This is a genomic window from Rouxiella badensis, from assembly GCF_026967515.2.
Lineage (GTDB): Bacteria > Pseudomonadota > Gammaproteobacteria > Enterobacterales > Enterobacteriaceae > Rouxiella > Rouxiella badensis.
The window spans coordinates 1-22,608 of sequence record NZ_CP114062.1 but is presented as its reverse complement, the minus strand read 5'-3'; the positions used below and the strand labels follow the sequence as shown (position 1 = coordinate 22,608).

The 22,608-nt window shown below is 53.7% G+C and carries 19 protein-coding genes, 3 tRNA genes and 3 rRNA genes; 1 reads left to right on the top strand and 24 read right to left on the bottom strand.

What is annotated here, in order from left to right; all coding sequences use genetic code 11:
* Positions 1-201: 201 nt before the first annotated feature.
* Positions 202-1,101, top strand: coding sequence for a DNA-binding transcriptional regulator YafC (gene yafC, locus O1V65_RS00335; protein ID WP_017491151.1), 900 nt, complete (start codon positions 202-204; stop codon positions 1,099-1,101).
* On the opposite strand, the gene dkgB is transcribed toward yafC, so the two are convergent.
* The 24 genes from dkgB to O1V65_RS00215 form a co-directional block, all read right to left on the bottom strand.
* Positions 1,098-1,904 (bottom strand): 2,5-didehydrogluconate reductase DkgB, encoded by an 807-nt coding sequence (gene dkgB, locus O1V65_RS00330; protein WP_269130072.1) that lies wholly within the window; start codon positions 1,902-1,904, stop codon positions 1,098-1,100. The two genes, yafC and dkgB, sit on opposite strands and share 4 nt — an antisense overlap.
* A gap of 134 nt (positions 1,905-2,038) precedes the next feature.
* Positions 2,039-2,731 carry a 4'-phosphopantetheinyl transferase family protein gene (locus tag O1V65_RS00325; RefSeq protein ID WP_192504076.1) on the bottom strand — a complete coding sequence of 231 codons (693 nt, stop codon included), beginning with the start codon at positions 2,729-2,731 and terminating at the stop codon, positions 2,039-2,041.
* 5 nt (positions 2,732-2,736) lie between these two features.
* Positions 2,737-3,969 carry a beta-ketoacyl-ACP synthase gene (locus tag O1V65_RS00320; RefSeq protein ID WP_017491154.1) on the bottom strand — a complete coding sequence of 411 codons (1,233 nt, stop codon included), beginning with the start codon at positions 3,967-3,969 and terminating at the stop codon, positions 2,737-2,739.
* Complete coding sequence (locus O1V65_RS00315; protein ID WP_017491155.1) at positions 3,966-4,697, bottom strand: 3-ketoacyl-ACP reductase FabG2; 732 nt, start codon at positions 4,695-4,697, stop codon at positions 3,966-3,968. Before O1V65_RS00315 ends, O1V65_RS00320 begins: the two co-directional genes overlap by 4 nt.
* On the bottom strand, positions 4,694-5,191 hold the full coding sequence (locus O1V65_RS00310) for a hotdog family protein (RefSeq protein ID WP_017491156.1): 498 nt from the start codon (positions 5,189-5,191) through the stop codon (positions 4,694-4,696). Before O1V65_RS00310 ends, O1V65_RS00315 begins: the two co-directional genes overlap by 4 nt.
* The gene (locus tag O1V65_RS00305; protein ID WP_192504077.1) at positions 5,188-6,360 is read right to left on the bottom strand and encodes a beta-ketoacyl-[acyl-carrier-protein] synthase family protein; all 1,173 of its coding nucleotides are present in this window, start codon (positions 6,358-6,360) and stop codon (positions 5,188-5,190) included. The genes O1V65_RS00310 and O1V65_RS00305 overlap by 4 nt, the downstream gene beginning before the upstream one ends.
* The gene (locus tag O1V65_RS00300) at positions 6,357-6,935 is read right to left on the bottom strand and encodes a DUF3261 domain-containing protein (protein ID WP_017491158.1); all 579 of its coding nucleotides are present in this window, start codon (positions 6,933-6,935) and stop codon (positions 6,357-6,359) included. Before O1V65_RS00300 ends, O1V65_RS00305 begins: the two co-directional genes overlap by 4 nt.
* Positions 6,932-9,259, bottom strand: coding sequence for an MMPL family transporter (locus O1V65_RS00295; RefSeq protein ID WP_017491159.1), 2,328 nt, complete (start codon positions 9,257-9,259; stop codon positions 6,932-6,934). Before O1V65_RS00295 ends, O1V65_RS00300 begins: the two co-directional genes overlap by 4 nt.
* The gene (locus tag O1V65_RS00290) at positions 9,231-9,836 is read right to left on the bottom strand and encodes a LolA family protein (protein WP_017491160.1); all 606 of its coding nucleotides are present in this window, start codon (positions 9,834-9,836) and stop codon (positions 9,231-9,233) included. Before O1V65_RS00290 ends, O1V65_RS00295 begins: the two co-directional genes overlap by 29 nt.
* Positions 9,833-10,276: an acyl-CoA thioesterase gene (locus O1V65_RS00285; RefSeq protein WP_026110428.1), complete on the bottom strand. Its 444-nt coding sequence runs from the start codon at positions 10,274-10,276 to the stop codon at positions 9,833-9,835. Before O1V65_RS00285 ends, O1V65_RS00290 begins: the two co-directional genes overlap by 4 nt.
* 1 nt (position 10,277) lies before the next feature.
* Entirely contained in the window at positions 10,278-12,002 is a 1,725-nt protein-coding gene (locus tag O1V65_RS00280; RefSeq protein ID WP_269130071.1) for a glycosyltransferase family 2 protein, read from the bottom strand.
* Positions 11,993-12,334 (bottom strand): ApeI family dehydratase, encoded by a 342-nt coding sequence (locus tag O1V65_RS00275; RefSeq protein WP_084912898.1) that lies wholly within the window; start codon positions 12,332-12,334, stop codon positions 11,993-11,995. The genes O1V65_RS00280 and O1V65_RS00275 overlap by 10 nt, the downstream gene beginning before the upstream one ends.
* Complete coding sequence (locus O1V65_RS00270) at positions 12,331-13,710, bottom strand: AMP-binding protein (protein ID WP_084912899.1); 1,380 nt, start codon at positions 13,708-13,710, stop codon at positions 12,331-12,333. The genes O1V65_RS00275 and O1V65_RS00270 overlap by 4 nt, the downstream gene beginning before the upstream one ends.
* On the bottom strand, positions 13,677-14,258 hold the full coding sequence (locus O1V65_RS00265) for a COG4648 family protein (RefSeq protein WP_165429265.1): 582 nt from the start codon (positions 14,256-14,258) through the stop codon (positions 13,677-13,679). Before O1V65_RS00265 ends, O1V65_RS00270 begins: the two co-directional genes overlap by 34 nt.
* 4 nt (positions 14,259-14,262) lie before the next feature.
* A complete protein-coding gene (locus O1V65_RS00260; RefSeq protein WP_017491165.1) occupies positions 14,263-14,517 on the bottom strand; it encodes an acyl carrier protein in 255 nt (84 codons plus the stop codon).
* A 36-nt stretch (positions 14,518-14,553) separates the two neighbouring features.
* Positions 14,554-14,811: a phosphopantetheine-binding protein gene (locus tag O1V65_RS00255; RefSeq protein ID WP_017491166.1), complete on the bottom strand. Its 258-nt coding sequence runs from the start codon at positions 14,809-14,811 to the stop codon at positions 14,554-14,556.
* 3 nt (positions 14,812-14,814) lie between these two features.
* Positions 14,815-15,639: a lysophospholipid acyltransferase family protein gene (locus O1V65_RS00250; protein WP_017491167.1), complete on the bottom strand. Its 825-nt coding sequence runs from the start codon at positions 15,637-15,639 to the stop codon at positions 14,815-14,817.
* The gene (locus O1V65_RS00245) at positions 15,615-16,331 is read right to left on the bottom strand and encodes a beta-ketoacyl synthase chain length factor (protein ID WP_026110430.1); all 717 of its coding nucleotides are present in this window, start codon (positions 16,329-16,331) and stop codon (positions 15,615-15,617) included. Before O1V65_RS00245 ends, O1V65_RS00250 begins: the two co-directional genes overlap by 25 nt.
* Before the next feature lie 502 nt (positions 16,332-16,833).
* Positions 16,834-16,910, bottom strand: a tRNA-Asp gene (locus tag O1V65_RS00240).
* Positions 16,911-17,001: 91 nt separating this feature from the next.
* A 5S ribosomal RNA gene (rrf, locus tag O1V65_RS00235) occupies positions 17,002-17,117 on the bottom strand.
* A 121-nt stretch (positions 17,118-17,238) separates the two neighbouring features.
* A 23S ribosomal RNA gene (locus tag O1V65_RS00230) occupies positions 17,239-20,144 on the bottom strand.
* A gap of 228 nt (positions 20,145-20,372) precedes the next feature.
* Positions 20,373-20,448, bottom strand: a tRNA-Ala gene (locus O1V65_RS00225).
* Between the two features lie 133 nt (positions 20,449-20,581).
* Positions 20,582-20,658 (bottom strand) — tRNA-Ile (locus tag O1V65_RS00220).
* A gap of 72 nt (positions 20,659-20,730) precedes the next feature.
* Positions 20,731-22,273 (bottom strand): 16S ribosomal RNA (locus tag O1V65_RS00215).
* Together the 16S, 23S and 5S rRNA genes with 3 tRNA genes alongside form the textbook arrangement of a ribosomal RNA operon.
* Between the last annotated feature and the right edge of the window lie 335 nt (positions 22,274-22,608).

Here is a 22,608-nt window from a genome sequence, read left to right as displayed (position 1 = left end):
GTGAATCTGCTGTGCGGAAAATTTCCCTTCAGCGGTATTTCCCAGTATACGCCCCACTTAAGGAAGACCCAATTTGTTTACATTGGTATACATCTTGAGCTTAAAAAACATCAATAACCTGATCCGACATTTGATAGCAAGCCCGCTGGCCCTGTGCTTAAATAACCAGAATATTTAGAAATTTATGTCCGGGATGCAACAATGAAAGCGAGTTCAGAAGAGCTGATGGTCTTTGTGACGGTGGTCGAGAGCGGCAGTTTTAGCAGGGCCGCCGAGCATCTCGGGCAGGATAATTCGGTGGTCAGTCGGACGATAAAGCGGCTAGAGCAGAAATTAGACATTCAGTTGCTCAATCGCACCACGCGTCAAATTAGCCTGACTCATGAGGGCGAACGCTACTTTACCCGGGTTCAAAAAATCCTTCAGGAGATGGCGGCAGCGGAAAATGACCTGCTGGAGAATCGCAACGAACCACAAGGTCTGCTGCGAGTGGATGCCGCTACGCCGGTGGTGCTTCACGTTCTCACTCCGCTGGTCGCCGAATTCACTCAGCGCTATCCCAAAATGACGCTTTCGCTCTTCTCCTCGGAGAGCAATATCAACTTAATCGATCAGCAGGTGGATATCGCGATTCGCATCGGCGAGTTGGAAGACTCAAGCCTGCGCGCCCGCAAACTGATGTTGAGCTATCGAAGCGTATTGGCCTCACCGGCGTATTTGGAAAAATGGGGTGTGCCGAAAAACGTGGACGATCTCGCCAATCATCGGTGCCTGGGATTCAACGAGGTGTTGCATCTCAACAAATGGCCGCTGCTGTGTGCAGACGGCCAACAGTTGACGATTACGCCATTTATCTCTGCTGGCAGCGGTGAGACCCTGCGCCAGCTTTGTCTGACGGGCAACGGGATTGCCTGTCTTTCAGACTTTATGATCAAGCAGGACGTTGATAAAGGCGATCTGGTTGAGCTGCTGGTACCCGCGGTGATGCGCATCGCCATGCCGATGCACGCAGTTTATTACAGCGACCAGGCCGTCAGCACGCGTATTCGCTGCTTTATCGACTTCCTGAGTGAAAAACTACAGCACGTCGAAGCAAATTAAGCATCCCACTCTGGCGCCAGGCCTTGCGGACTGACCAGACGCCCGTGACGTTCAAGCTGGGCAATCTGCGCCATATCTTGTGGCGACAACTTCAGCGTTTGCGCCTGCAAATTGCTTTCTAGGTTTGCCCGCTTGGTCGAAGACGGGATCACCGCATAACCCAGCTGAAGCGCCCATGCCAAAACAACCTGTGCCGGTGTTGCACCATGTTGCTCGGCAATCTGCATGATAGTGGCATCCTTCAGCGCCTCACCATAGGCCAGCGTCATGTAGGAGGTTATCGCGATATTGTGCTGGCGCGCGAAATCCACGACCTGCTGATTTTGCAGGAATGGCGATAGCTCAATCTGATTGGTAGCAATCTCGGCGGCGCCTACGGCATCGATGGCCTCCTGCATCAACGCCACGGTAAAGTTTGAAATCCCTATCTGGTGCGTCAGCCCTTGCTTTTTTGCCTCAACCAGCGCCTGCATCGTTTCCGCGACGCTGACAGCGCCGTTCGGCGACGGCCAGTGGATCAGCGTCAGATCGACGTAATCGGTTTTAAGCTTACTGAGGCTGACTTTCAGGCTTTCAATCACCGCGCCGGCGCTGAGATTTTCGATCCAAATCTTGGTCGTGATAAAGATCTCTTCGCGTGGGATGCCGCTTTCTGCTATGGCCTCACCTACCGCGCCTTCGTTGTCATAAATTTGGGCGGTGTCGACAGCACGGTATCCCAGCGCCAGCGCCGTTGAAACCGAGTCTTTTACAATCTGATCTTTTAAACGGAATGTCCCTAAACCAAAGGCTGGAATGTTCATCTTAAGGCTCTCTTCATTAAGTGTTTATTAAACGATAACTCGCTTACGGGGTCAGGAATGAGGAGAGTATGGCCTCTGGGTTAATGGATAAAAATAACCTGATTACCATAATACTTTTGACTAAAATGCAATAATCACGCGGATTCAGAGGCAGGGTAAAAGCGTTGCCAGTCGAGCGCAGGCAGCATCTCAAGGCGGTTATTTTGGGCGTTGACACCCCAGTGCTGTATAGCGTCATTGGCGTCAGGCAGCGCCAGCGCCGCAAGGCAACCCTCGTTAGCGGTATGGCAGAGTCGTAAGGCGGTAGATTGGGACAAAAAGGTTTTTGCATCAGGATTAAGCGCCACGGCGTTCATCATCAAAACCCCTTCCCCCGTCTGCTTCACAAGCGCCTCGCGCTGGCACCAAAGCTGCCAAAACGCGGTTTGCAGGCTACATTGGGCATTCAGCCAGTCATTTTCTTTAGCACTGAAATATTGCCGAGCGATGGACAGCAGGCTTCTCCTTTGGCGGTCGATTTCGATATCGCAGCCTACCGGTCCACGGTCGGAAACGGCCACCAGCAGCCGATCGGCGCTGTGACTCAGGTTGAAAAAGGGTTGCACAGCGTCGGTAAAAACCGGTTTTCCGCCCGCAAGGAGCGTCATTTCCGGCAGCGTCGCTCGGTTGAAAACCTTGAACATCAGTTCGGCAAGCAGCGCTCTGCCCGCTAAAAAGGTCTCAGCGCGTGCTGCCCCCATCCCCCCGGCCTGTGCGAGCAATGCAGGCGAAAGTCTATCCCGGCCAAGAGGGGCATCGAGCCTACCGAACGCGACAGCGGTCACCATCGCTCTTAAGGCCAGCGGCGGAAAATTAGCGAGGTATTAATGCCGCCAAACGCAAAATTATTGGACTGAATAAATTCGGTCTCAATGCTTCTCGCTTCGCCCATCATGTAATCCAGATCGCCACAGAGTGGGTCAGGCTCACTCAGATTAATCGTCGGGAAAAAGCGCCCTTCGTTCATCATCTCCAGCGACATCCACGCCTCCAGCGCGCCACAGGCACCGAGCGTATGGCCAAAATAGCTTTTTAGCGAGGAGATAGGCGTTTTATTGCCAAATATGGCCGCCGTGGCGTGACTTTCGGCGATATCACCGCGATCGGTGGCGGTGCCGTGTGCGCTGATATACCCAATTTCCGAAGACGGGATCCCCGCCTGCTGTATCGCCTGCGCGATACAAGTCTGCATGGTTTCCTGCTGCGGCTGGGTAATATGCGCCGCATCGCAGTTGGTCGCAAAGCCGACGATCTCAGCATAAATTTTCGCGCCGCGCGCCTGTGCGTGATCCAGCGACTCGAGGATCAATGCACCCGCCCCTTCGCCGATCACCAGCCCGTCACGCATTTTGTCGAAAGGCCGTGGAGATAGCTTGGGGGTGCTATTTTGCTGACTGGTTGCAAAAAGCGTGTCGAATACAGCCGCCTCCGAAGGGCATAGCTCCTCGGCTCCCCCTGCGACCATCACGGTTTGATAGCCATGACGGATGGACTCGTAGGCATAACCGATTGCCTGACTGCCCGACGTACAGGCGCTCGAGGTTGGGATCACGCGGCCTTTCAGGCCAAAAAACAGCCCTGCATTGACCGCGGTAGTGTGCGACATCATTTGCACATAGGTGGTGCCGGTGATGTTATTGGTGTGCTGCTCATTAAGCATGGTGGCGAATTCGCTGACTGGCTTAGTGCTGCCGGTCGAGGATCCAAAGGCTATCCCCGTTTGCCCATGGGTAAGCACCGGGTCGTCGATAAGTCCAGCCTGCTCCAGCGCCAATTCGGTGGCACGGGTCGACAGTAGCGCGACGCGTCCCATCGAACGAATGCGCTTACGGGTGTAATGGTCGGGCAGCACGAAGTCTTCAATGGGTGCAGCAAGGTGCGTGTTCAGCCCTTGGTAAATCAACCACTCGTCCATGTGCCTGACGGCATTACGCCCTTCTAGCAGCCTGGCGGAGACCTGCTCCCAGCTGTTGCCAAAGGCTGTCACGCCCTTCATGCCGGTAATCACAACGCGATGAATACTCATACCATGCCCCCGTTGATGGAAATCACCTGACGGGTGACGTAGCCTGCAATGTCCGACATGAGATAGCTGGCAAGACCGGCAACCTCGGCGGCGGTGCCCATACGTTTGAGCGGAATGGCGCCCATCGCGGCTTCAAGAGCCTGAGGTTGAATGTCGAGCATGCCGGTGTCGATAAGCCCCGGCGCAATGCAGTTAACGGTAATTTTTCGCTTTGCCAGTTCCAGTGACAACGCTTTACAGGCACCGATTATCCCGGCTTTTGCCGCACTGTAGTTGACCTGACCACGATTGCCGGTAATACCGGAGACCGAAGAGAGAGCGACGATGCGCCCGCCCTGCCGCAGGCTTATCATCGGCATCACGCAGGGATGAAGAACGTTGTAGAAGCCGTCGAGATTGGTATGAATCACCCCGTCCCAGTCGCTTTCCGTTAGTGCGGGAAATGCGCCATCGCGCGTAATTCCCGCGTTGTTGACGACGCCATAATAGGCGCCATGTTCGGCAATATCGGCCTCAATCACCTCGCGGCACTGCTGCCTGTCTGCGATGTTGAAACTGAGAGTTCTTGCGCATCCGCCAGCGGCCGTTATCTGTGCTGCGGTCTGCTCTGCCCCCGCTAAATCGCGGTGATAGTGCACGACCAGATTAAAACCGTCTTTCGCCAACTGAATGGCTATCGCCTGCCCGATACCTTTACTGGCACCGGTGACCAACACTGAACGCGTCATAGCGCTGCCCCCTTTATTAATGTTTTTAATTCTTCGGTTTCAGGTCGATAGGTGTTTAGCCTCGCCTGCGCAACGGCCTGTGTGGCGGCACGATGCGCATTGTCGAGGCCTGTGTTCATCGATATTTCGCATTCAAAGCTGGCCAGTTTTTCGTCCTGCAACAGCAGGGTGACGTTGACCGTAAGCAGACTGCCTGCCGGGAAGGTCGCCATTGTGCATTTCATTGCACGCCCGCCAAGCAGCATGCCGACGCGCGGCTTATTGCCATTCTGTTCGCCGTGCCAGCCGCTCCAGACGCCGACGGTTTGCGCCATGAGTTCGATGGCAAACCACGCTGGAAGCTGCCCCTGCTGGTCGAGAAACGGAGCCAACACGCCCTCGGGACTGACGCGTACCCGACAACAGGCGGTGTTTTCGCCTACCTCGAGCACCTCTTCGAGCAAGACCATCGGCGCGGCGTGAGGCAGGTAATGCTCTGCGGCTAAATAATTCACTGTGGTTTTCCCAACAAGATACTGGCGTTATTGCCCCCGAAGGCAAAAGAATTCGAGAGAATGGCCGCTTTTTGCAATGTCTGCTCGCGGGTCACCAGGCCGAATTCACCCAGCGCAGGGTCTGCCACCGAGTGTGAAAAGTCCTGCTGCGGCAGGGCAATATTACGACTGAGAATCAGCCAGCTCAGGGCGGCTTCTGTCGCACCCGCCGCTCCCAGCGTGTGGCCAGTCAAATGTTTGGTAGAACTGCAGGGTACGCGATCGGCAAACAGCCGCTGGATAACCTGCGCCTCAACCCGATCGTTCTGCTCCGTTGCCGTGCCGTGAAGATTAATGTAGCCGAGACTGTCAGCTGTTATTTTCGCTTGCTCCATCGCCATGCGTATCGCCCGCTCGGCTCCTTCCCCCTGCGGATGCGGGGCAGACATATGCCAGGCATCGGAGGACTCGCCGACGCCGAGCAGCGCAACGGGTGCCGGCTCGCGGGTCAGCAGAATCAACGCGGCGCCTTCGCCGATATTAATGCCGTCTCTCTCGGCGGCAAACGGCGTACAGCGCGTGCTCGACAGCGCTTCAAGGCTGGCGAAACCGTTGACAGGCATGCGGCAAAGGCTGTCTGCACCGCCCACTAGCGCGACATCGGCCAGGCCAGCCTCTATCAGGCGTTGCCCGCTAATAATGGCGCGGGCGCTGGAAGTACAGGCCGTAGACAGGGTATAGGATGCACCCTCAAGATCGAGCAGACGACTCAGGAATTGCGAGGGGTCACCCAACTCCTGCTGCTGATAGGCATATTCTGCCGGAAAATCACCTTCAGCCTGAATAAACTGAATAGCGTCTTCACCTTCGGCAATACCGGAGGTGCTGGTACCCATCACCACGGCGACGCGGTCTCTGCCGTACTGGGCAATGGCGCTATCAACCTGCGGCCTAATCTGCTTCAGGACCGCCATCAACAGCTGATTATTACGGGTTCGATGGCGCATCAGCGCATCCGGCACCGCGGGCAGTGGCGTTAAAACCTGTCCCAGCCAGACGGGCTGCTGACTGGTCAGCCAGCCTTCTCGGAGCGTCATCCCCGGAGAACGCCCTGCCGCCAAATTTTTGGCAATCTCGTCGAGCTCACCACCCAGCGCGTTCACCATACCCACCGCGGAGAAATAGATCATGCGCCGTCTCCCACATTCTGAATCGCAATGTGATAGTGAAAAACGTGCTGAGTTATAGCGATAGGCTGACGTTTACCGCCCTGATTCTGGTAATCAATTTGGGTCACCGGCTGACCCGCATCATCAATGAGAGTACGGGTCATGCCGTTATCCACCAGCCTCCAACCTGTGGGCAGTAGCGGCTGCCAACGGTCGACGGGCCAGTAGCTCAGCATGATGTCGGCCAATACCTGATTAGCGGGCGGCAGCTGGGAAATTTTTATCGTCTGCTCGGTATGAATGCCCGCGGCGTCGTAATCTACCTTGAACAGGCGAATGCCTAAGGGTGAAAGGCCCGCCAGCTGCAGGGTTTTTCCGTTAGCGTTAAGCAATACCAGCAGCGACTGCTGTTTGCCGTCGACGGTGCCGGTCAGCAACTGCTGCTGTTCAAGCTTCTCGTTCAACTGGGGGGACGGTAAACGTACCCGCACGCCGGGCTTCAACCACGCCTGCGGCAATGTGTCGGGCGTGGGATGCGTGGCACACCCCGCCAGCATGAGCGCCATTATCATCAAGAGCCATCGGGCCTTAATCATTTATTACTTCCTCTTTTTTTACCCGGCAGCGTCAGCGGCGAGAGCACGAAGGCGGTCAAAATGCCGCTACTCAGCACGATACCAAAGCTGCTAATTGCCTGCGTCGAGCTGAATACCAGCATGCCGAAGGTCAGTTGTGTGGTGACCACGGCCATAAAGACGGCAAACATGGACGTCGTCGGCGTGCCTCGTGGATTGGTAAAGAACAGCGTGTAATTGATGCCAATCCCGAGTACCAGAATCAGCGCCAGCAGCGAAAACAGGTTGAGACTGTGCCCGCTTAGCCCCAGCGCCGCCACGCCCATTGCCAGAGACAACAGCGTCGGAATGCAGCAAATCAGGCCGTGTGGCCAGCGGAATCGCCACAGATAGATGGCGCAAATCACCCCGGCGGCCAACATAAGCAGCCATGACAGCATCACGCGATACTGTTCGAACAGGCCGCTGAACTCGGTTTTGCGATCCACCCAACCCACGCCGGGCATCGCCTGCGCCAGCGACTGCATCGCCGCGCCATTGCTGACGCCGTTAACCGGAACCAGCGCCGCGCTGCGCCCGTCAGGCAGCGAAAGCCACAGTAGCCGCCAGCCCTGACTGATTACGCTGTGCTGCCATGCTTGGGGCGTGACCCACTGCGGCGACACGTTGGCTACCGAGACGTTAAGACCCGCCTGCTTAAGCTCCGCTGCCACCTGTGGCGCACGCTGCGTTAAAAGAGCCAAATCTGCCTGTTGCCGCTGCATGGAAGGCAGTCCGAGCAGGCGATACCCAGCCACTGCGCCCTCTTTTTTGGCCTGCGCGAGTCGCGGTTCCAACGCCTCGAGCCGCTGTAACGTCTGCTCGGCGGTGTCGCCGTAAACCACCAGCCATTTCTGTTCATTAGACTGGCCGGTCAACGCTGCAATCTGCCTTTCCTGCTTGAGCAGATCGCCTGGAAGTGCCTGAAGTTGGCCGATATCATCATCGACATGCAGCCGAATTCCGCCGATTGTCGCCAGTATCAGCACCGCCAACGGCAGGCCGATGCGCAGCTTTTTATTACTGCGCCAAGCGTGCAGCCAGCACAGGATAAGTCCCAGCCCGGGCGTTGGCCCAATCGGTAAGCGCTTTGCCAGATAAGGATACCAGCACATCACCGTGATGCAGGCCGCGCTGAGACCGGCAGCGGCAAACACCGCCAACTGCTGCATACCGGGGAAAGGCGCAATCAGCAGCATCAGATAGGCAGCGACGGTGGTCAACATCGCCATTGATAACGCCGGAAACAGTTTCTTCAGGCTCTCGAGTGGCGTTGACTGCCCGCCGTGAACGTGGCGATCAGTCAGAAAATAGAGCGTATAGTCGGCGGAAATACCGACAATGCTGGTGCTGAGCACCAGCGTCATGACGTGAATTTCGCCGAACACCAGCAGCGTCATCACCGCCCCGGCCAGCGCGCCGATTGAAATCGACAGCAGGCTCAGTAACATCGGGATCACCGAGCGGAACACTAAAAGGATAAGCAGGAAGACGCCGACGACTGAGGCTACCCCGAGAGTAGAGATATCGTGCTCCGCCTGCTGGCTGGCATAATTGCTGTAAAAAACCGTGCCGCGTTCGAGCACTTTTGCACCCGGCCACTGGGCCTCAAACTGCGTTTTCAGGGCGTCGAGCTGCCCGACAATTTGTTTACTGCTAGTGATGTCATAGGAGGAGGCCCGCAACTCAGCGTGAAGTAAGTACCAACTTTTCCCCTGAGTGTCTTTAGCCACCAGCCAGCCGTTATCCAGCGTCATGCCTGCGCCATTTTGCTGCTGCGCCATTTGTGAGGCGCGAACCAGCAACAGCGGGTCGCCCGTCAGCTCTTTACCGCTGACGCCCGCGAAGGCCGAATATACCTGGCCGAGTATCCACTGCGACTGCGCCGCCGCGCCCGCGCTCAGGCGTGCTCGGGTGGCGGCGTCCATCAGCGCATTACGGTGGTTGAAAAAGAACAGGCCCCACTGACGTTGACTTGCGTCGTCCATCGGTCCTTCAACCTGCTGTAATGCCGGTAATTTTTGCAGCTTTTGCAGCCATGCGTTCAGGGCGTTGTCACGCTGCGCGCCTTCAGGCGGTTTAACCAGCCACATCAGCTGACGATCGAGCCGCTTGCTAAACGCGTCGGAAACGTCTTCTGGAACACCGGCCAGCTGCTGCTTGGGCAACAGCGCCAATACGCTGCTGTTAATCTGGCTACGCGGCAGCAGCCAAAAAAGAGCGGCCACCAACGCGAGGCAGATAAGCAACCAGCCTAGCGCCAGCCGACGATGGTGTTCAGGAAGAAAAATGCTGCTTCTCGGCATCGGTCAGCGTCTTAGGTTCTGTGCGTTGATTAAAGAAGCGAATTTGCGTCACATCGCCCTGCATATCGTTGATATTGATATTATTGAGGAAGGTCTGACCCTCCAGCGTGATGGTCTTGAACAGCCTGTTTAACGGCGATGTTTTAGGCGTGAGCACTAATTTCCAATTGCCCTGGCCGCGATCGCTGAAATCCAGCGTGAAGTTCTGCTCCAGCGCACGATGATCGGCATGGAACAACGCGGTCAGCAGTGAGTTAAATTGAAACATCTGCGGGTTATTCTGCGCAGTGACTGTCTGCGGCGGCTGACCGGCCATCGTCTGCACCATGCGACTGTCGGTTAACAGCAGGCTCAGCGCGAAGGGCTTCTCCTGCTGCCACCAAAGTCCGTCATTGCGTGAGATGACCAGGATACCGCTGGAATTAAGCTTCTGGTCCATGCCGCTGACGCTACGCTGCTGGCTGAACTCGGCGCGCAGGACCGGCTGTTGGCTAAAACGCTGCTGGAGGTCGTCGAGCGTTACCGCATGCACGCTTAGGCTGAAGAGCCCAAGCATCAAGAAAACTAAACGCCTCATTGGACGATCCCCATTTTTTCGAATAATACCGGCGGTGAGACAAAGCACATCTCTTTACTTTCGATCTGTACCGCGACCTGAAGCGTGTAGCCGCTGGTCGTGCGTTTTCCACTGTCTGCGTCAAATATCTGATAGCCAATCCGCAGGCGATTCTCGAACTCCTGTACCTCGGCCTGCACGATAATCTTCTGCTCGAAGGTGACCGGTCCGATGTATTTGAGACGCGTATCGACAATAGGCCAGACGTAACCCGAGGCTTCCATAGCGCGATAGCCATAGCCGAACTGCTTCAGGAGCGCCTCACGGGCGACCTCAAGATAGCGAAAATAGTTGCCGTGCCAGACCACACCCATTGGGTCGACGTCATGGAAAGGCACGGTTATCTCTACGCACGCAGTAAAACGAGGATCGGATAAACGCGGGTCTTTTCTCTCTGCCATATCAATCAGACTCTCTGTCAGCAGGCACGCCCGATGGGCGCTGCCAAAAATCATAAAAATTAAACCAGTCATGCGGGGCCAGCAGGCTGTAGTGCTCGAGACGTTGCGCATAGCTGTCGACAATGTTCTGCAAACTTTGCTGCCGGGTCGCACGCGGGAGCAGCAAGGGGTCGGCAAAAGGTTCGAAATAGATGTTCAGCCGTTGCCGCTGCAGGATGCCAAACATTAGGAAAACGGGCACGCGCAGCACCGAGGCCAGAATGAACGGGCCCTGTGGAAAGGCGGCCGGAGCGCCGAGGAAATCACTCAATATCACCCGTTGCTGTCCGCCGCGCTGATAGCCCCCCGCCGAAGTGCGATCGCCGACGACAGCCACCCATTCACCGCGATCCAGGCACTCTTTCAAGCGAATGGCAGTATCGGGCCCCATGTTCGTCACCTGAATCAGGTTGACGCAGGCATCGGGGTTAACCTCTTTCATCACCTGATTGAATCTTTCAGCATGCTGGGTAAAGACCAGCGCATTCACTTTCACGTTTTTATTGAGCTCGCCCAGTGCGCGGCAGGATTCGATATCGCCCAGGTGGGAACAGAGAATCAGCGTACCCTGCCCACTGGCGATTTGTGCCTCGCAGCGCGCGGCGTCAACCAATAGCGCATCGCGGCCCAACAGCGTGTCGCCTTGCCAGGTCGCCAGCTTGCTCAACATCGCGTCGCCGAAGCGCATGAAATGCCGAAAACTGCTGAGTTTATAAGGCAGGGTTATCCTGCGGGCTTCGGCCACGCGAGCAAGGCGACGCAAATAGTCCTGCGAAGCCTGCCGCTGCCTGCGGCCAGTTAGCCAGAAATAGCCAATCACAGGATAGAGCAGCAGCGCGAATGCTCCCCGCCCGAGCAGGCGATACACCTTAAGCATCAGGCGAATACCCCACAGCCCTTTCCGCTCCTGAGTCTTCGACCAGTGGGGCTCATCGCGAGTACTTTGCCGTCTGCGCAACAGACTGGGAATGCGTGGCAGCATGCCGAGAAACAGCCGTGTGTGCATCCAGGAAATACGCAGGTTGTCTTTTAACGCATCAAAATGTGAAAGGCCCTCTTCAGGGTAAACCACGCGCGTCGCGATAAAGCGGCTGTCGGTCCCCTGCCAGTAAAGCCTCACCATAATTTCGGTATCAAAATCCATACGCTCGCCTAGAGCATTTTTGCGCATCACGTCAAGCGACGCCGCCAGAGGGTAAACGCGAAAGCCGCACATACTGTCTTTCAGCGACAGCGACAGGGTTTCTATCCACACCCAGACGTGGGTGACATAGCGGCCATAGAGGCGCGCCTTGGGCACCGAACTGTCGTAGACGGGCCTGCCTGAGATAAGGCACTCAGGGTAAGCCTCGGCTTCAGCGAGCAAGACCGGTATATCGGCGAGCTGATGCTGTCCGTCGGCGTCAACCTGCAGTGCGTGGCTGTAGTCCTGTTCCCTCGCCTGTTTCATTGCCGCCATCACCGCCGCGCCCTTGCCCTGATTTTTAGGTAATCGAGTCAGGGTTACCCACGGATAAAGAGCCGCCAGCCGAACGAGTTCGTCGGCGGTTTTCTGCTCACTCCCGTCATCCACCAGGATGCAGTTGAGACCAAAGGGTTGAATACGTTCCAGCACACGGGCCATCGTCGCACCATGGTTGAAGCAGGGAATAATGATGCAGGGACGAAAAGCGCGGCTCATGGACATAGATTTATCTTTCCGCTGCTTGCCTGAAATTCGCCAACCTGATAACTGAACAGCAGCTTATTCTTGTCCTGCAACCACTGGATAGACAGCGTGACCTGCTGCTCTGGCAACAGCGGCTGCTGAAACTTGATCACATCAAATCCTGCGAAATGGGCGGCAAGCGGGAGCTCTTCGCGAGCGAAGGTCATCACCCAGTTGAGTTGAGCCACGCCGGGCAGAATCGGCTGTTCGGGGAAGTGCCCCTTGAACCATAAAAGCGTCGCGGGCAGCCTCAGTTCAAGCGTCACGCTGTCCGCCTGACGCTGTTTACTCAGCACCTGTGGCTGCATCATAAGAATAATTCCTGTAGGTCTGCGTAGGCACGTTTACCCTGCGAATTAAGGGGAACGGCGGGCAGGACGCGCCAGAAGCGAGGCAAGGCTACGGGGGCCAGCCATGGGCGCAGCAGCTGTCGCAGCCTCATGTTCATCTCGGCCTGTGGCAAGGCATGCCACTGTGTTCGGCCCAACGGGCTCAACACCACCACCGCGGCGATGTAGGGACGCCCTTTTTTTTCTATCGCCAGCACGCAGGCATCTTCTATCACCGGCAGCTGGATCAAGCGGTCCTCAATTTCCGTTAGCGAAAGTCTCTGCTCGGCGATTTTGACGATACGGTCTTTACGGCCCAACAGGTAAAACTCGCGTCCGTGGTTAATCAACGCAATATTATCGCCTAGTTCGAGACCTTCCGACTGTGAGACAAGGTCTGAAAACACGCGGATACTTTGTTCATTTTTGGCACGCAGACTGACGCCTTCGAACAACCGCCAGGGTGTCTCAGGTTCCTGTGGCTGACGGTGGGCAAGAATGCCGGTCTCTGTGGTGCCATAAATATCATTAGGAGAAACGCCGCAAAGCTGCCGAATCTTTTCTGCACTTTGCGCTGACAGCGGCCCGCCAGCCGAGAAGACCTTGAGGCAGTTGACTGGCGTTATTTTTGCGTCAAGCCTGGTGAGAAACGCGGGACTGCTCACGAGCGCTAAAGGATATTGCTGCGCCATGTTTACCAGCTGTTCATGCACCTCAACACTTTCAGCGTAAAACGGCAGACCGAGGGTGAGCGGCAGCATAAAGCGAAACGTCAGGCCGTACATATGCTGGGAGGAAACCGTGGCAACGAAACGCGCCTGATGGAGCGCCTCACCCCAGGTGTTCGCCAGCCATTGGCTTTCGGTATGCAGGCAGCTGAGCGTTTTAATAATTTTTTGCGGTTTGCCGCTCGAGCCGGAGGTAAACAGAATAAGCGAGGCATCGCGAGGGAAATCGGGCAGTGGAAAGTCCGCTTCTGAATCCAGGCATTCAGGCAGCGTGATCGTTGGGCACGGCAGCGTCAGAGCGCAGTCTGTTAACAAAGCATCAAATTCGGCAATCTGTTCTTCTAACACCGACTGGCGCTGATGCCCCGGCAGCACCGGCGTTTTTTCGCAGTAAAGCACCGCGAGCAGGCCGACGGCAAAATGGTAGCTATTGTTAAAGCACAGTGCACAGCGGCTTGCAGGCAGCCCGCGTACATGACCAATCAGCGCCAACACGTCGCGACGAAAATCACTCTGCCGCCATTCACGTTGACGACTCCAGGATATCAACCGATCTTCGCCTTCAACCGGCATTAGCCAATTTTCCATCGCCAGCGTTAAGCGCGCTGAACCCGCTTTCTGACTATCCATTCAACACCCATCAATAAGCCGATCAGCAGATAGCTGATCCCGCCGTTGTACAAAGTCCACAGTGCGACATCGCCTTTGAGGCAGGTGTAGAACGCAATTGCACCATTTAAAAAAAAGAAAACACACCAGACCTGCGTCACGCGCCGCGTATAGCTCACGGCCTTCGGTGGTAAGTCTGGCTGAGAGAGTCGAGCGAGCCGCTCTACGACGGGCGGAGGTGATAGCAGTGAATAGCCGAATAAAAGCAGCAGCAGTGTGTTCACCACTACCGGGTAATACAGTAACATTTGGCTTTCATGCAACAACCAGCTTGCCGCGGCAAACAGCAATCCAGCGGCGGCCAGCGTTCTGCCTAGCGCAGTGAGTTGGCTCAGTTTTCCGCGAAACGTCAGCAGCCGCAGGATAAACGTCACCATCAGAATAGGGGCCAGAACACCCATTCCGCCGTTCCTTAACCCCAGCCATACGGCCAGCGGATAAGCAATGATGACTAATACCGTGACCGCATGTAACAGCGCGGCCAGGCGTGGGCGACCTGCAGCCTGCATCTGACTACGGTTCTTCTGAATCGAGTAAGGCGTCGATGGCGTCAACGATGTCTTGCACCGTCTTCACCGATTTGAAGCTCTCAGGTTTAATCTTTTTGCCGGTGGCCTTTTGCAGATGCACCACTAAATCCACGGCATCAATACTGTCCAGGTCCAGGTCCTCATAAAGTCGGGATTCTGGTTTGATATCGTCGGCATCGAGTTCGAATAATTTGACCAGTAGACCGCTAATTTGCTGATAAATCTCAAGCTTGCTCATAAAACCTTCTTACACAACATTGTTATTGTTAATCAATTATTTCGATTGCCCGGCGATAAATTTTGCGAGCGTCTCAACCGAATAAAAATGCTGACGCATTTCTTCGCTTTCCGCAGAAAGCACGACACCATATTTATTTTTCAATGCCAGGCCCAATTCCAGTGCATCAATAGAATCCAGTCCCAATCCGTCTCCAAACAGCGCCGCATCAGCATCTATTTCTTCTGGCGTCATCCCTTCAAGGTTAAGGGTGTCGATGATCAGGACTTTTATTTCATTACTTAATGGATCCATGACTTATTTCTCATTATTTTTTAACATTAACTCAGTACGCAGATGATGAGTAAGACGCCTGGCAGCCATAGCGGGTGAGGCATCGCCCTCTTGGATAAAGTCCCGGGTCGCAACTTTGCCTTTAACCTTAATAAGAAACTGCGGTTTAATCGGCGGAATACTATACCACCGCCCCTGTTTTGTTAGCATGGGAGGTCGGCACGAAATATAAACAACGCGAATGTCACAACCCGCTCTCAGCGCAATGTTGGCAGCACCACGTTGTAAAGTAATCTCTTTTCCTTCAATAGATCGAGTACCTTCAGGAAAAATAAGAATTGTCCCGCCCGCTTTTAGTCTTTCTTCACAGGCATCGAGCAACGTTTCCGATCCTGAATTGACCAAATATCCCGCAGACTTGATAACGCCTCTAAAAAAGGGATTCATCAGCAGCGACTCTTTTACGATGCAATCACAGCGTGGCATGCAAGAAGCGAGCAAAACGTAATCTAAAAGGCTGGGGTGGTTGGCAATAACCAGACAACCTTTATCCTGCTTAAAAAGTTCAGCACCTTCTATTTTAAAATCCACCACGCGGAGATGGCGTAACAGACTCAGAAATAAAACAAAGCTATTTTTTATGCTATTCAATGTGAGTTGATGCAGCCTCTGCGGGTTGCGGATAAACAGCCTTAACAACGTGAACCAGCCAAGCGAGAGTATGAGTCCGCCAATATTAAATAAAATCAGCAACAGCCCCGTCGCCAGCCATCGCCACATGCGGTTTATCAGACTGGCAGGCTTAATGATTTCTTTGTCCGCGCTCAATCCTTCCTGTTCCATTGCCATTGTCCGACCTCACCTGCAATGCAAAACGTTTTATTGTTTAGCAAAAAATTCCTTAAGAAACTCAGACTTTGAGGGACCGGCTCCTCTGATGCTTCACCACTGCGCCGACAGGTGAATTGCTCGCCCAGCGTCAGCACCAGCGCGACGCAATAAGGCGCATATTCCTGTGCGAAATCGTTGCCATACAGCTCAGGCACGACACCGTCGAAATCAACGAGCAACACTTTTTCACCCTCATCCGCCGACAGCATCGCGCGCGCCTCAATCAGGCCTTGCTGAAAACTGTCCTTACCCGCTGCAAGTGAAGTGACAGGCAGTGGATTTTTAGCTGTTATTGTCAGCCAGCCTGCCGCCGTATTGTGTACGGACATCGAAAAATCGGTAGGAGAAACCTGCTGCTCCTGTGCCAATATCTGCAAAATTTTGTAGGTGCGCTCAAGTTCGCCGTGGCGGCTGGTAAATACGGCACGGGCTATCTGATGCTTTTCAAGCAGTGCCAGCCCTGCCTCTACGGCGATGCGGCTAACGGGACTCATTCTTCTGGCGGACATCATCGGGATACGTTGGCTTTTCTCAATTTCACCGCTGAAACCCATGAAGTCTGGCAACGACGCCCAAGCGTTCCAGGCCTCGGCATGATTCATACCTGGCGCTATCGCATACCAATCAAGTACCGTTAATGAGTAGTTCATTTTATCGAGCTCTCGGATTTTTATTCGTATCGAGTGAGACTCTATTTGATTTCAAACTGAGTTGCATCTGCAATTACGAATTGTCCTAGCCATTAAGTGAAGAAATAGGATCTTATCAGGGATAAAGTAAAAAATATTGATGTAGCATTAATTAAGAACTCATTAATACTAAAAATAAACTTAAGAAAAAACTATTTTTAGCCTTCCTTATAAGGGCTGAGTTTATTACCCCATAAGGTTATTAAAAGGATATTAACAAATTAAAAGTTTCAGCCAATCAGCATATTACTGACTTGGGATGAGGTGAATTCAGTATGAAATTCACCCCGGAATTGTTCGTAAAATCATCCCGAAGGCAGTTAAATAAAACTTTTTATTCTTGCGCATTGACTGAAGATGTAAATACGGTGGATGTTATTGAAATGCAGAGGTAAATGAGCAGGTTTTTAGGCTTTATAATGCAAAAAACCCTGAATCTTTCGATTCAGGGTTATGCAATTAGTGGCGGAACGGACGGGGCTCGAACCCGCGACCCCCTGCGTGACAGGCAGGTATTCTAACCAACTGAACTACCGCTCCACCGGTTCTTTCACTCACAACAGACAATCGGTCTGTTATCAGTTTGTTCCTTGTATTTTTCCTTGTCAGGGGAAAAAGGAACCAATTTGATGCCTGGCAGTTCCCTACTCTCGCATGGGGAGACCCCACACTACCATCGGCGCTACGGCGTTTCACTTCTGAGTTCGGCATGGGGTCAGGTGGGACCACCGCGCTACTGCCGCCAGGCAAATTCTGTTTCATTCCAACCGCTTTCCACATTCCTGCAGGCCGCCATCAGAACCAATCTTTGAACAAGCTGATTTCTTGAAACTTTTGTCTCGTCTCTCTAAAACACCTTCGGTGTTGTAAGGTTAAGCCTCTCGGGTCATTAGTACTGGTTAGCTCAATGCATCGCTGCACTTACACACCCAGCCTATCAACGTCTTAGTCTTAAACGTCCCTTCAGGGGACTCGAAGTCCCAGGGAAGACTCATCTTGAGGCAAGTTTCGCGCTTAGATGCTTTCAGCGCTTATCTTTTCCGCATTTAGCTACCGGGCAATGCCATTGGCATGACAACCCGAACACCAGTGATGCGTCCACTCCGGTCCTCTCGTACTAGGAGCAGCCCCTCTCAATCTTCCAACGCCCACGGCAGATAGGGACCGAACTGTCTCACGACGTTCTAAACCCAGCTCGCGTACCACTTTAAACGGCGAACAGCCGTACCCTTGGGACCTACTTCAGCCCCAGGATGTGATGAGCCGACATCGAGGTGCCAAACACCGCCGTCGATATGAACTCTTGGGCGGTATCAGCCTGTTATCCCCGGAGTACCTTTTATCCGTTGAGCGATGGCCCTTCCATTCAGAACCACCGGATCACTATGACCTACTTTCGTACCTGCTCGAGCCGTCACTCTCGCAGTCAAGCTAGCTTATGCCATTGCACTAACCTCACGATGTCCGACCGTGATTAGCTAACCTTCGTGCTCCTCCGTTACTCTTTAGGAGGAGACCGCCCCAGTCAAACTACCCACCAGACACTGTCCTCACCCCGGATTACGGGGCCGAGTTAGAACATCAAACATTAAAGGGTGGTATTTCAAGGTTGGCTCCACGCAGACTGGCGTCCACGCTTCAAAGCCTCCCACCTATCCTACACATCAAGGCTCAATGTTCAGTGTCAAGCTATAGTAAAGGTTCACGGGGTCTTTCCGTCTTGCCGCGGGTACACTGCATCTTCACAGCGAGTTCAATTTCACTGAGTCTCGGGTGGAGACAGCCTGGCCATCATTACGCCATTCGTGCAGGTCGGAACTTACCCGACAAGGAATTTCGCTACCTTAGGACCGTTATAGTTACGGCCGCCGTTTACCGGGGCTTCGATCAAGAGCTTCTCCTTGCGGATAACCCCATCAATTAACCTTCCGGCACCGGGCAGGCGTCACACCGTATACGTCCACTTTCGTGTTTGCACAGTGCTGTGTTTTTATTAAACAGTTGCAGCCAGCTGGTATCTTCGACTGTCTTCGGCTCGGGAAGCAAGTTCCTCCACCTAGCGACAGCGTGCCTTCTCCCGAAGTTACGGCACCATTTTGCCTAGTTCCTTCACCCGAGTTCTCTCAAGCGCCTGAGTATTCTCTACCTGACCACCTGTGTCGGTTTGGGGTACGATTTAATGTTACCTGATGCTTAGAGGCTTTTCCTGGAAGTGCGGCATCAACTACTTCATCACCGTAGTGACTCGTCATCACGCCTCAGGGTTACAGTAAACCGGATTTACCAGGTCTACACCCCTACACGCTTAAACCGGGACAACCGTCGCCCGGCTAGCCTAGCCCTCTCCGTCCCCCCTTCGCAGTAACACCAAGTACAGGAATATTAACCTGTTTCCCATCGACTACGCTTTTCAGCCTCGCCTTAGGGGTCGACTCACCCTGCCCCGATTAACGTTGGACAGGAACCCTTGGTCTTCCGGCGTGCGGGTTTTTCACCCGCATTATCGTTACTTATGTCAGCATTCGCACTTCTGATACCTCCAGCAAACCTCACAGTTCACCTTCTACGGCTTACAGAACGCTCCCCTACCCAACAACGCCTAAGCGTCGCTGCCGCAGCTTCGGTGCATGGTTTAGCCCCGTTACATCTTCCGCGCAGGCCGACTCGACCAGTGAGCTATTACGCTTTCTTTAAATGATGGCTGCTTCTAAGCCAACATCCTGGCTGTCTATGCCTTCCCACATCGTTTCCCACTTAACCATGACTTTGGGACCTTAGCTGGCGGTCTGGGTTGTTTCCCTCTTCACGACGGACGTTAGCACCCGCCGTGTGTCTCCCGTGATAACATTCTTCGGTATTCGGAGTTTGCATCGAGTTGGTAAGCCGGGATGGCCCCCTAGTCGAAACAGTGCTCTACCCCCGAAGATGAGTTCACGAGGCGCTACCTAAATAGCTTTCGGGGAGAACCAGCTATCTCCCGGTTTGATTGGCCTTTCACCCCCAGCCACAAGTCATCCGCTAATTTTTCAACATTAGTCGGTTCGGTCCTCCAGTTAGTGTTACCCAACCTTCAACCTGCCCATGGCTAGATCACCGGGTTTCGGGTCTATACCTTGCAACTTGACGCCCAGTTAAGACTCGGTTTCCCTACGGCTCCCCTATACGGTTAACCTTGCTACAAAATATAAGTCGCTGACCCATTATACAAAAGGTACGCAGTCACCTAACAAGTAGGCTCCCACTGCTTGTACGTACACGGTTTCAGGTTCTATTTCACTCCCCTCGCCGGGGTTCTTTTCGCCTTTCCCTCACGGTACTGGTTCACTATCGGTCAGTCAGGAGTATTTAGCCTTGGAGGATGGTCCCCCCATATTCAGACAGGATGTCACGTGTCCCGCCCTACTCATCGAACTCACAATTCATGCGCTTTTGTGTACGGGACTATCACCCTGTACCGTGCGACCTTCCAGACGCTTCCACTAACACACAAACTGATTCAGGTTCTGGGCTGTTCCCCGTTCGCTCGCCGCTACTGGGGGAATCTCGGTTGATTTCTTTTCCTCGGGGTACTTAGATGTTTCAGTTCCCCCGGTTCGCCTCGCATGGCTATGTATTCACCATGCGATAATGTGACGTATCACATTGGGTTTCCCCATTCGGGTATCGTCGGGTATAACGGTTCATATCACCTTACCAACGCTTTTCGCAGATTAGCACGCCCTTCATCGCCTCTGACTGCCTAGGCATCCACCGTGTACGCTTAGTCGCTTAACCTCACAACCCGAAGGTGTCTTATAAACTCATAAAGAGTGACAACATTCGAGGCTGCGATTATTTGAGAGACTCTAATACAGGTGCGCATAACTCAGTACTTCTACGGAGAGTTATGTTCAGCTGTATCATTTCAATTTTTCAGCTTGTTCCAGATTGTTAAAGAGCAAAATACTTCGCAGTATACTGTCGCCAATATACTCTGAAGTATTGGTGTGAACCGTATGGATATGGTGGAGCTAAGCGGGATCGAACCGCTGACCTCCTGCGTGCAAGGCAGGCGCTCTCCCAGCTGAGCTATAGCCCCATACATTCACTAACAGATACCTTTATCACTCATCGTTCAGATGAGTCAGCCAATGCTTTTCTTATCAAGGCGGAGTCACACGACGTTTGCTTGGTGCAAACGAGTGGGGCGACAACGCAGAGAAGGAAAGGATTGGTAGGCCTGAGTGGACTTGAACCACCGACCTCACCCTTATCAGGGGTGCGCTCTAACCACCTGAGCTACAAGCCTATAAAGGTATTTCTGCTCGTTACTTTTTCATCAGACAATCTGTGTGGACACTGCACAATGCGTATCTTGAGGTAAGGAGGTGATCCAACCGCAGGTTCCCCTACGGTTACCTTGTTACGACTTCACCCCAGTCATGAATCACAAAGTGGTAAGCGCCCTCCCGAAGGTTAAGCTACCTACTTCTTTTGCAACCCACTCCCATGGTGTGACGGGCGGTGTGTACAAGGCCCGGGAACGTATTCACCGTAGCATTCTGATCTACGATTACTAGCGATTCCGACTTCATGGAGTCGAGTTGCAGACTCCAATCCGGACTACGACGTACTTTATGAGGTCCGCTTGCTCTCGCGAGTTCGCTTCTCTTTGTATACGCCATTGTAGCACGTGTGTAGCCCTACTCGTAAGGGCCATGATGACTTGACGTCATCCCCACCTTCCTCCGGTTTATCACCGGCAGTCTCCTTTGAGTTCCCACCATTACGTGCTGGCAACAAAGGATAAGGGTTGCGCTCGTTGCGGGACTTAACCCAACATTTCACAACACGAGCTGACGACAGCCATGCAGCACCTGTCTCAGAGTTCCCGAAGGCACTAAGCTATCTCTAGCAAATTCTCTGGATGTCAAGAGTAGGTAAGGTTCTTCGCGTTGCATCGAATTAAACCACATGCTCCACCGCTTGTGCGGGCCCCCGTCAATTCATTTGAGTTTTAACCTTGCGGCCGTACTCCCCAGGCGGTCGACTTAACGCGTTAGCTCCGGAAGCCACGCCTCAAGGGCACAACCTCCAAGTCGACATCGTTTACAGCGTGGACTACCAGGGTATCTAATCCTGTTTGCTCCCCACGCTTTCGCACCTGAGCGTCAGTCTTTGTCCAGGGGGCCGCCTTCGCCACCGGTATTCCTCCAGATCTCTACGCATTTCACCGCTACACCTGGAATTCTACCCCCCTCTACAAGACTCTAGCTTGCCAGTTTCAAATGCAGTTCCCAAGTTAAGCTCGGGGATTTCACATCTGACTTAACAAACCGCCTGCGTGCGCTTTACGCCCAGTAATTCCGATTAACGCTTGCACCCTCCGTATTACCGCGGCTGCTGGCACGGAGTTAGCCGGTGCTTCTTCTGCGAGTAACGTCAATCGTTGCAGCTATTAACTACAACGCCTTCCTCCTCGCTGAAAGTGCTTTACAACCCTAAGGCCTTCTTCACACACGCGGCATGGCTGCATCAGGCTTGCGCCCATTGTGCAATATTCCCCACTGCTGCCTCCCGTAGGAGTCTGGACCGTGTCTCAGTTCCAGTGTGGCTGGTCATCCTCTCAGACCAGCTAGGGATCGTCGCCTAGGTGAGCCATTACCCCACCTACTAGCTAATCCCATCTGGGCACATCCGATGGCGTGAGGCCCGAAGGTCCCCCACTTTGGTCTTGCGACATCATGCGGTATTAGCTACCGTTTCCAGTAGTTATCCCCCTCCATCAGGCAGTTTCCCAGACATTACTCACCCGTCCGCCGCTCGTCACCCAGAGAGCAAGCTCTCCCGTGCTACCGCTCGACTTGCATGTGTTAGGCCTGCCGCCAGCGTTCAATCTGAGCCATGATCAAACTCTTCAATTAAAAGTTCGATTTGCTGAAACAAGTTCAGCGATGCTCAAAGTTACTTCACATCATTCATAATGAATTACTGCTTGGTCACTCTAAGACTTGATATTTTTTGCCACCGAGGTGGCTGATATCGTCTTGTGAGTGCCCACACAGATTGTCTGATAAATTGTTAAAGAGCAGTGAGTTACGCGCTTTCGCTTGCTAACTCGAGGTGGCGTATATTACGCTTTCCTCATTTGATGTCAACCGTTTATTTTCGCGGTCATCATCATTTTTAATTCTTTCCGACTCGTTCACACCGCGTTGCTGCTGCGTTGTTCCCTGTCGATGGAGCGGCATTATAGGGA

Coding starts and splice junctions, on each gene's coding strand:
- yafC (WP_017491151.1), top strand. CDS start 202: ATGAAAGCGAGTTCAGAAGAGCTGATGGTCTTTGTGACGGTGGTCGAG.
- dkgB (WP_269130072.1), bottom strand. CDS start 1,904: ATGAACATTCCAGCCTTTGGTTTAGGGACATTCCGTTTAAAAGATCAG.
- O1V65_RS00325 (WP_192504076.1), bottom strand. CDS start 2,731: ATGGTGACCGCTGTCGCGTTCGGTAGGCTCGATGCCCCTCTTGGCCGG.
- O1V65_RS00320 (WP_017491154.1), bottom strand. CDS start 3,969: ATGAGTATTCATCGCGTTGTGATTACCGGCATGAAGGGCGTGACAGCC.
- O1V65_RS00315 (WP_017491155.1), bottom strand. CDS start 4,697: ATGACGCGTTCAGTGTTGGTCACCGGTGCCAGTAAAGGTATCGGGCAG.
- O1V65_RS00305 (WP_192504077.1), bottom strand. CDS start 6,360: ATGATCTATTTCTCCGCGGTGGGTATGGTGAACGCGCTGGGTGGTGAG.
- O1V65_RS00300 (WP_017491158.1), bottom strand. CDS start 6,935: ATGATTAAGGCCCGATGGCTCTTGATGATAATGGCGCTCATGCTGGCG.
- O1V65_RS00295 (WP_017491159.1), bottom strand. CDS start 9,259: ATGCCGAGAAGCAGCATTTTTCTTCCTGAACACCATCGTCGGCTGGCG.
- O1V65_RS00290 (WP_017491160.1), bottom strand. CDS start 9,836: ATGAGGCGTTTAGTTTTCTTGATGCTTGGGCTCTTCAGCCTAAGCGTG.
- O1V65_RS00285 (WP_026110428.1), bottom strand. CDS start 10,276: ATGGCAGAGAGAAAAGACCCGCGTTTATCCGATCCTCGTTTTACTGCG.
- O1V65_RS00280 (WP_269130071.1), bottom strand. CDS start 12,002: ATGTCCATGAGCCGCGCTTTTCGTCCCTGCATCATTATTCCCTGCTTC.
- O1V65_RS00275 (WP_084912898.1), bottom strand. CDS start 12,334: ATGATGCAGCCACAGGTGCTGAGTAAACAGCGTCAGGCGGACAGCGTG.
- O1V65_RS00270 (WP_084912899.1), bottom strand. CDS start 13,710: ATGGATAGTCAGAAAGCGGGTTCAGCGCGCTTAACGCTGGCGATGGAA.
- O1V65_RS00265 (WP_165429265.1), bottom strand. CDS start 14,258: ATGCAGGCTGCAGGTCGCCCACGCCTGGCCGCGCTGTTACATGCGGTC.
- O1V65_RS00260 (WP_017491165.1), bottom strand. CDS start 14,517: ATGAGCAAGCTTGAGATTTATCAGCAAATTAGCGGTCTACTGGTCAAA.
- O1V65_RS00255 (WP_017491166.1), bottom strand. CDS start 14,811: ATGGATCCATTAAGTAATGAAATAAAAGTCCTGATCATCGACACCCTT.
- O1V65_RS00250 (WP_017491167.1), bottom strand. CDS start 15,639: ATGGCAATGGAACAGGAAGGATTGAGCGCGGACAAAGAAATCATTAAG.
- O1V65_RS00245 (WP_026110430.1), bottom strand. CDS start 16,331: ATGAACTACTCATTAACGGTACTTGATTGGTATGCGATAGCGCCAGGT.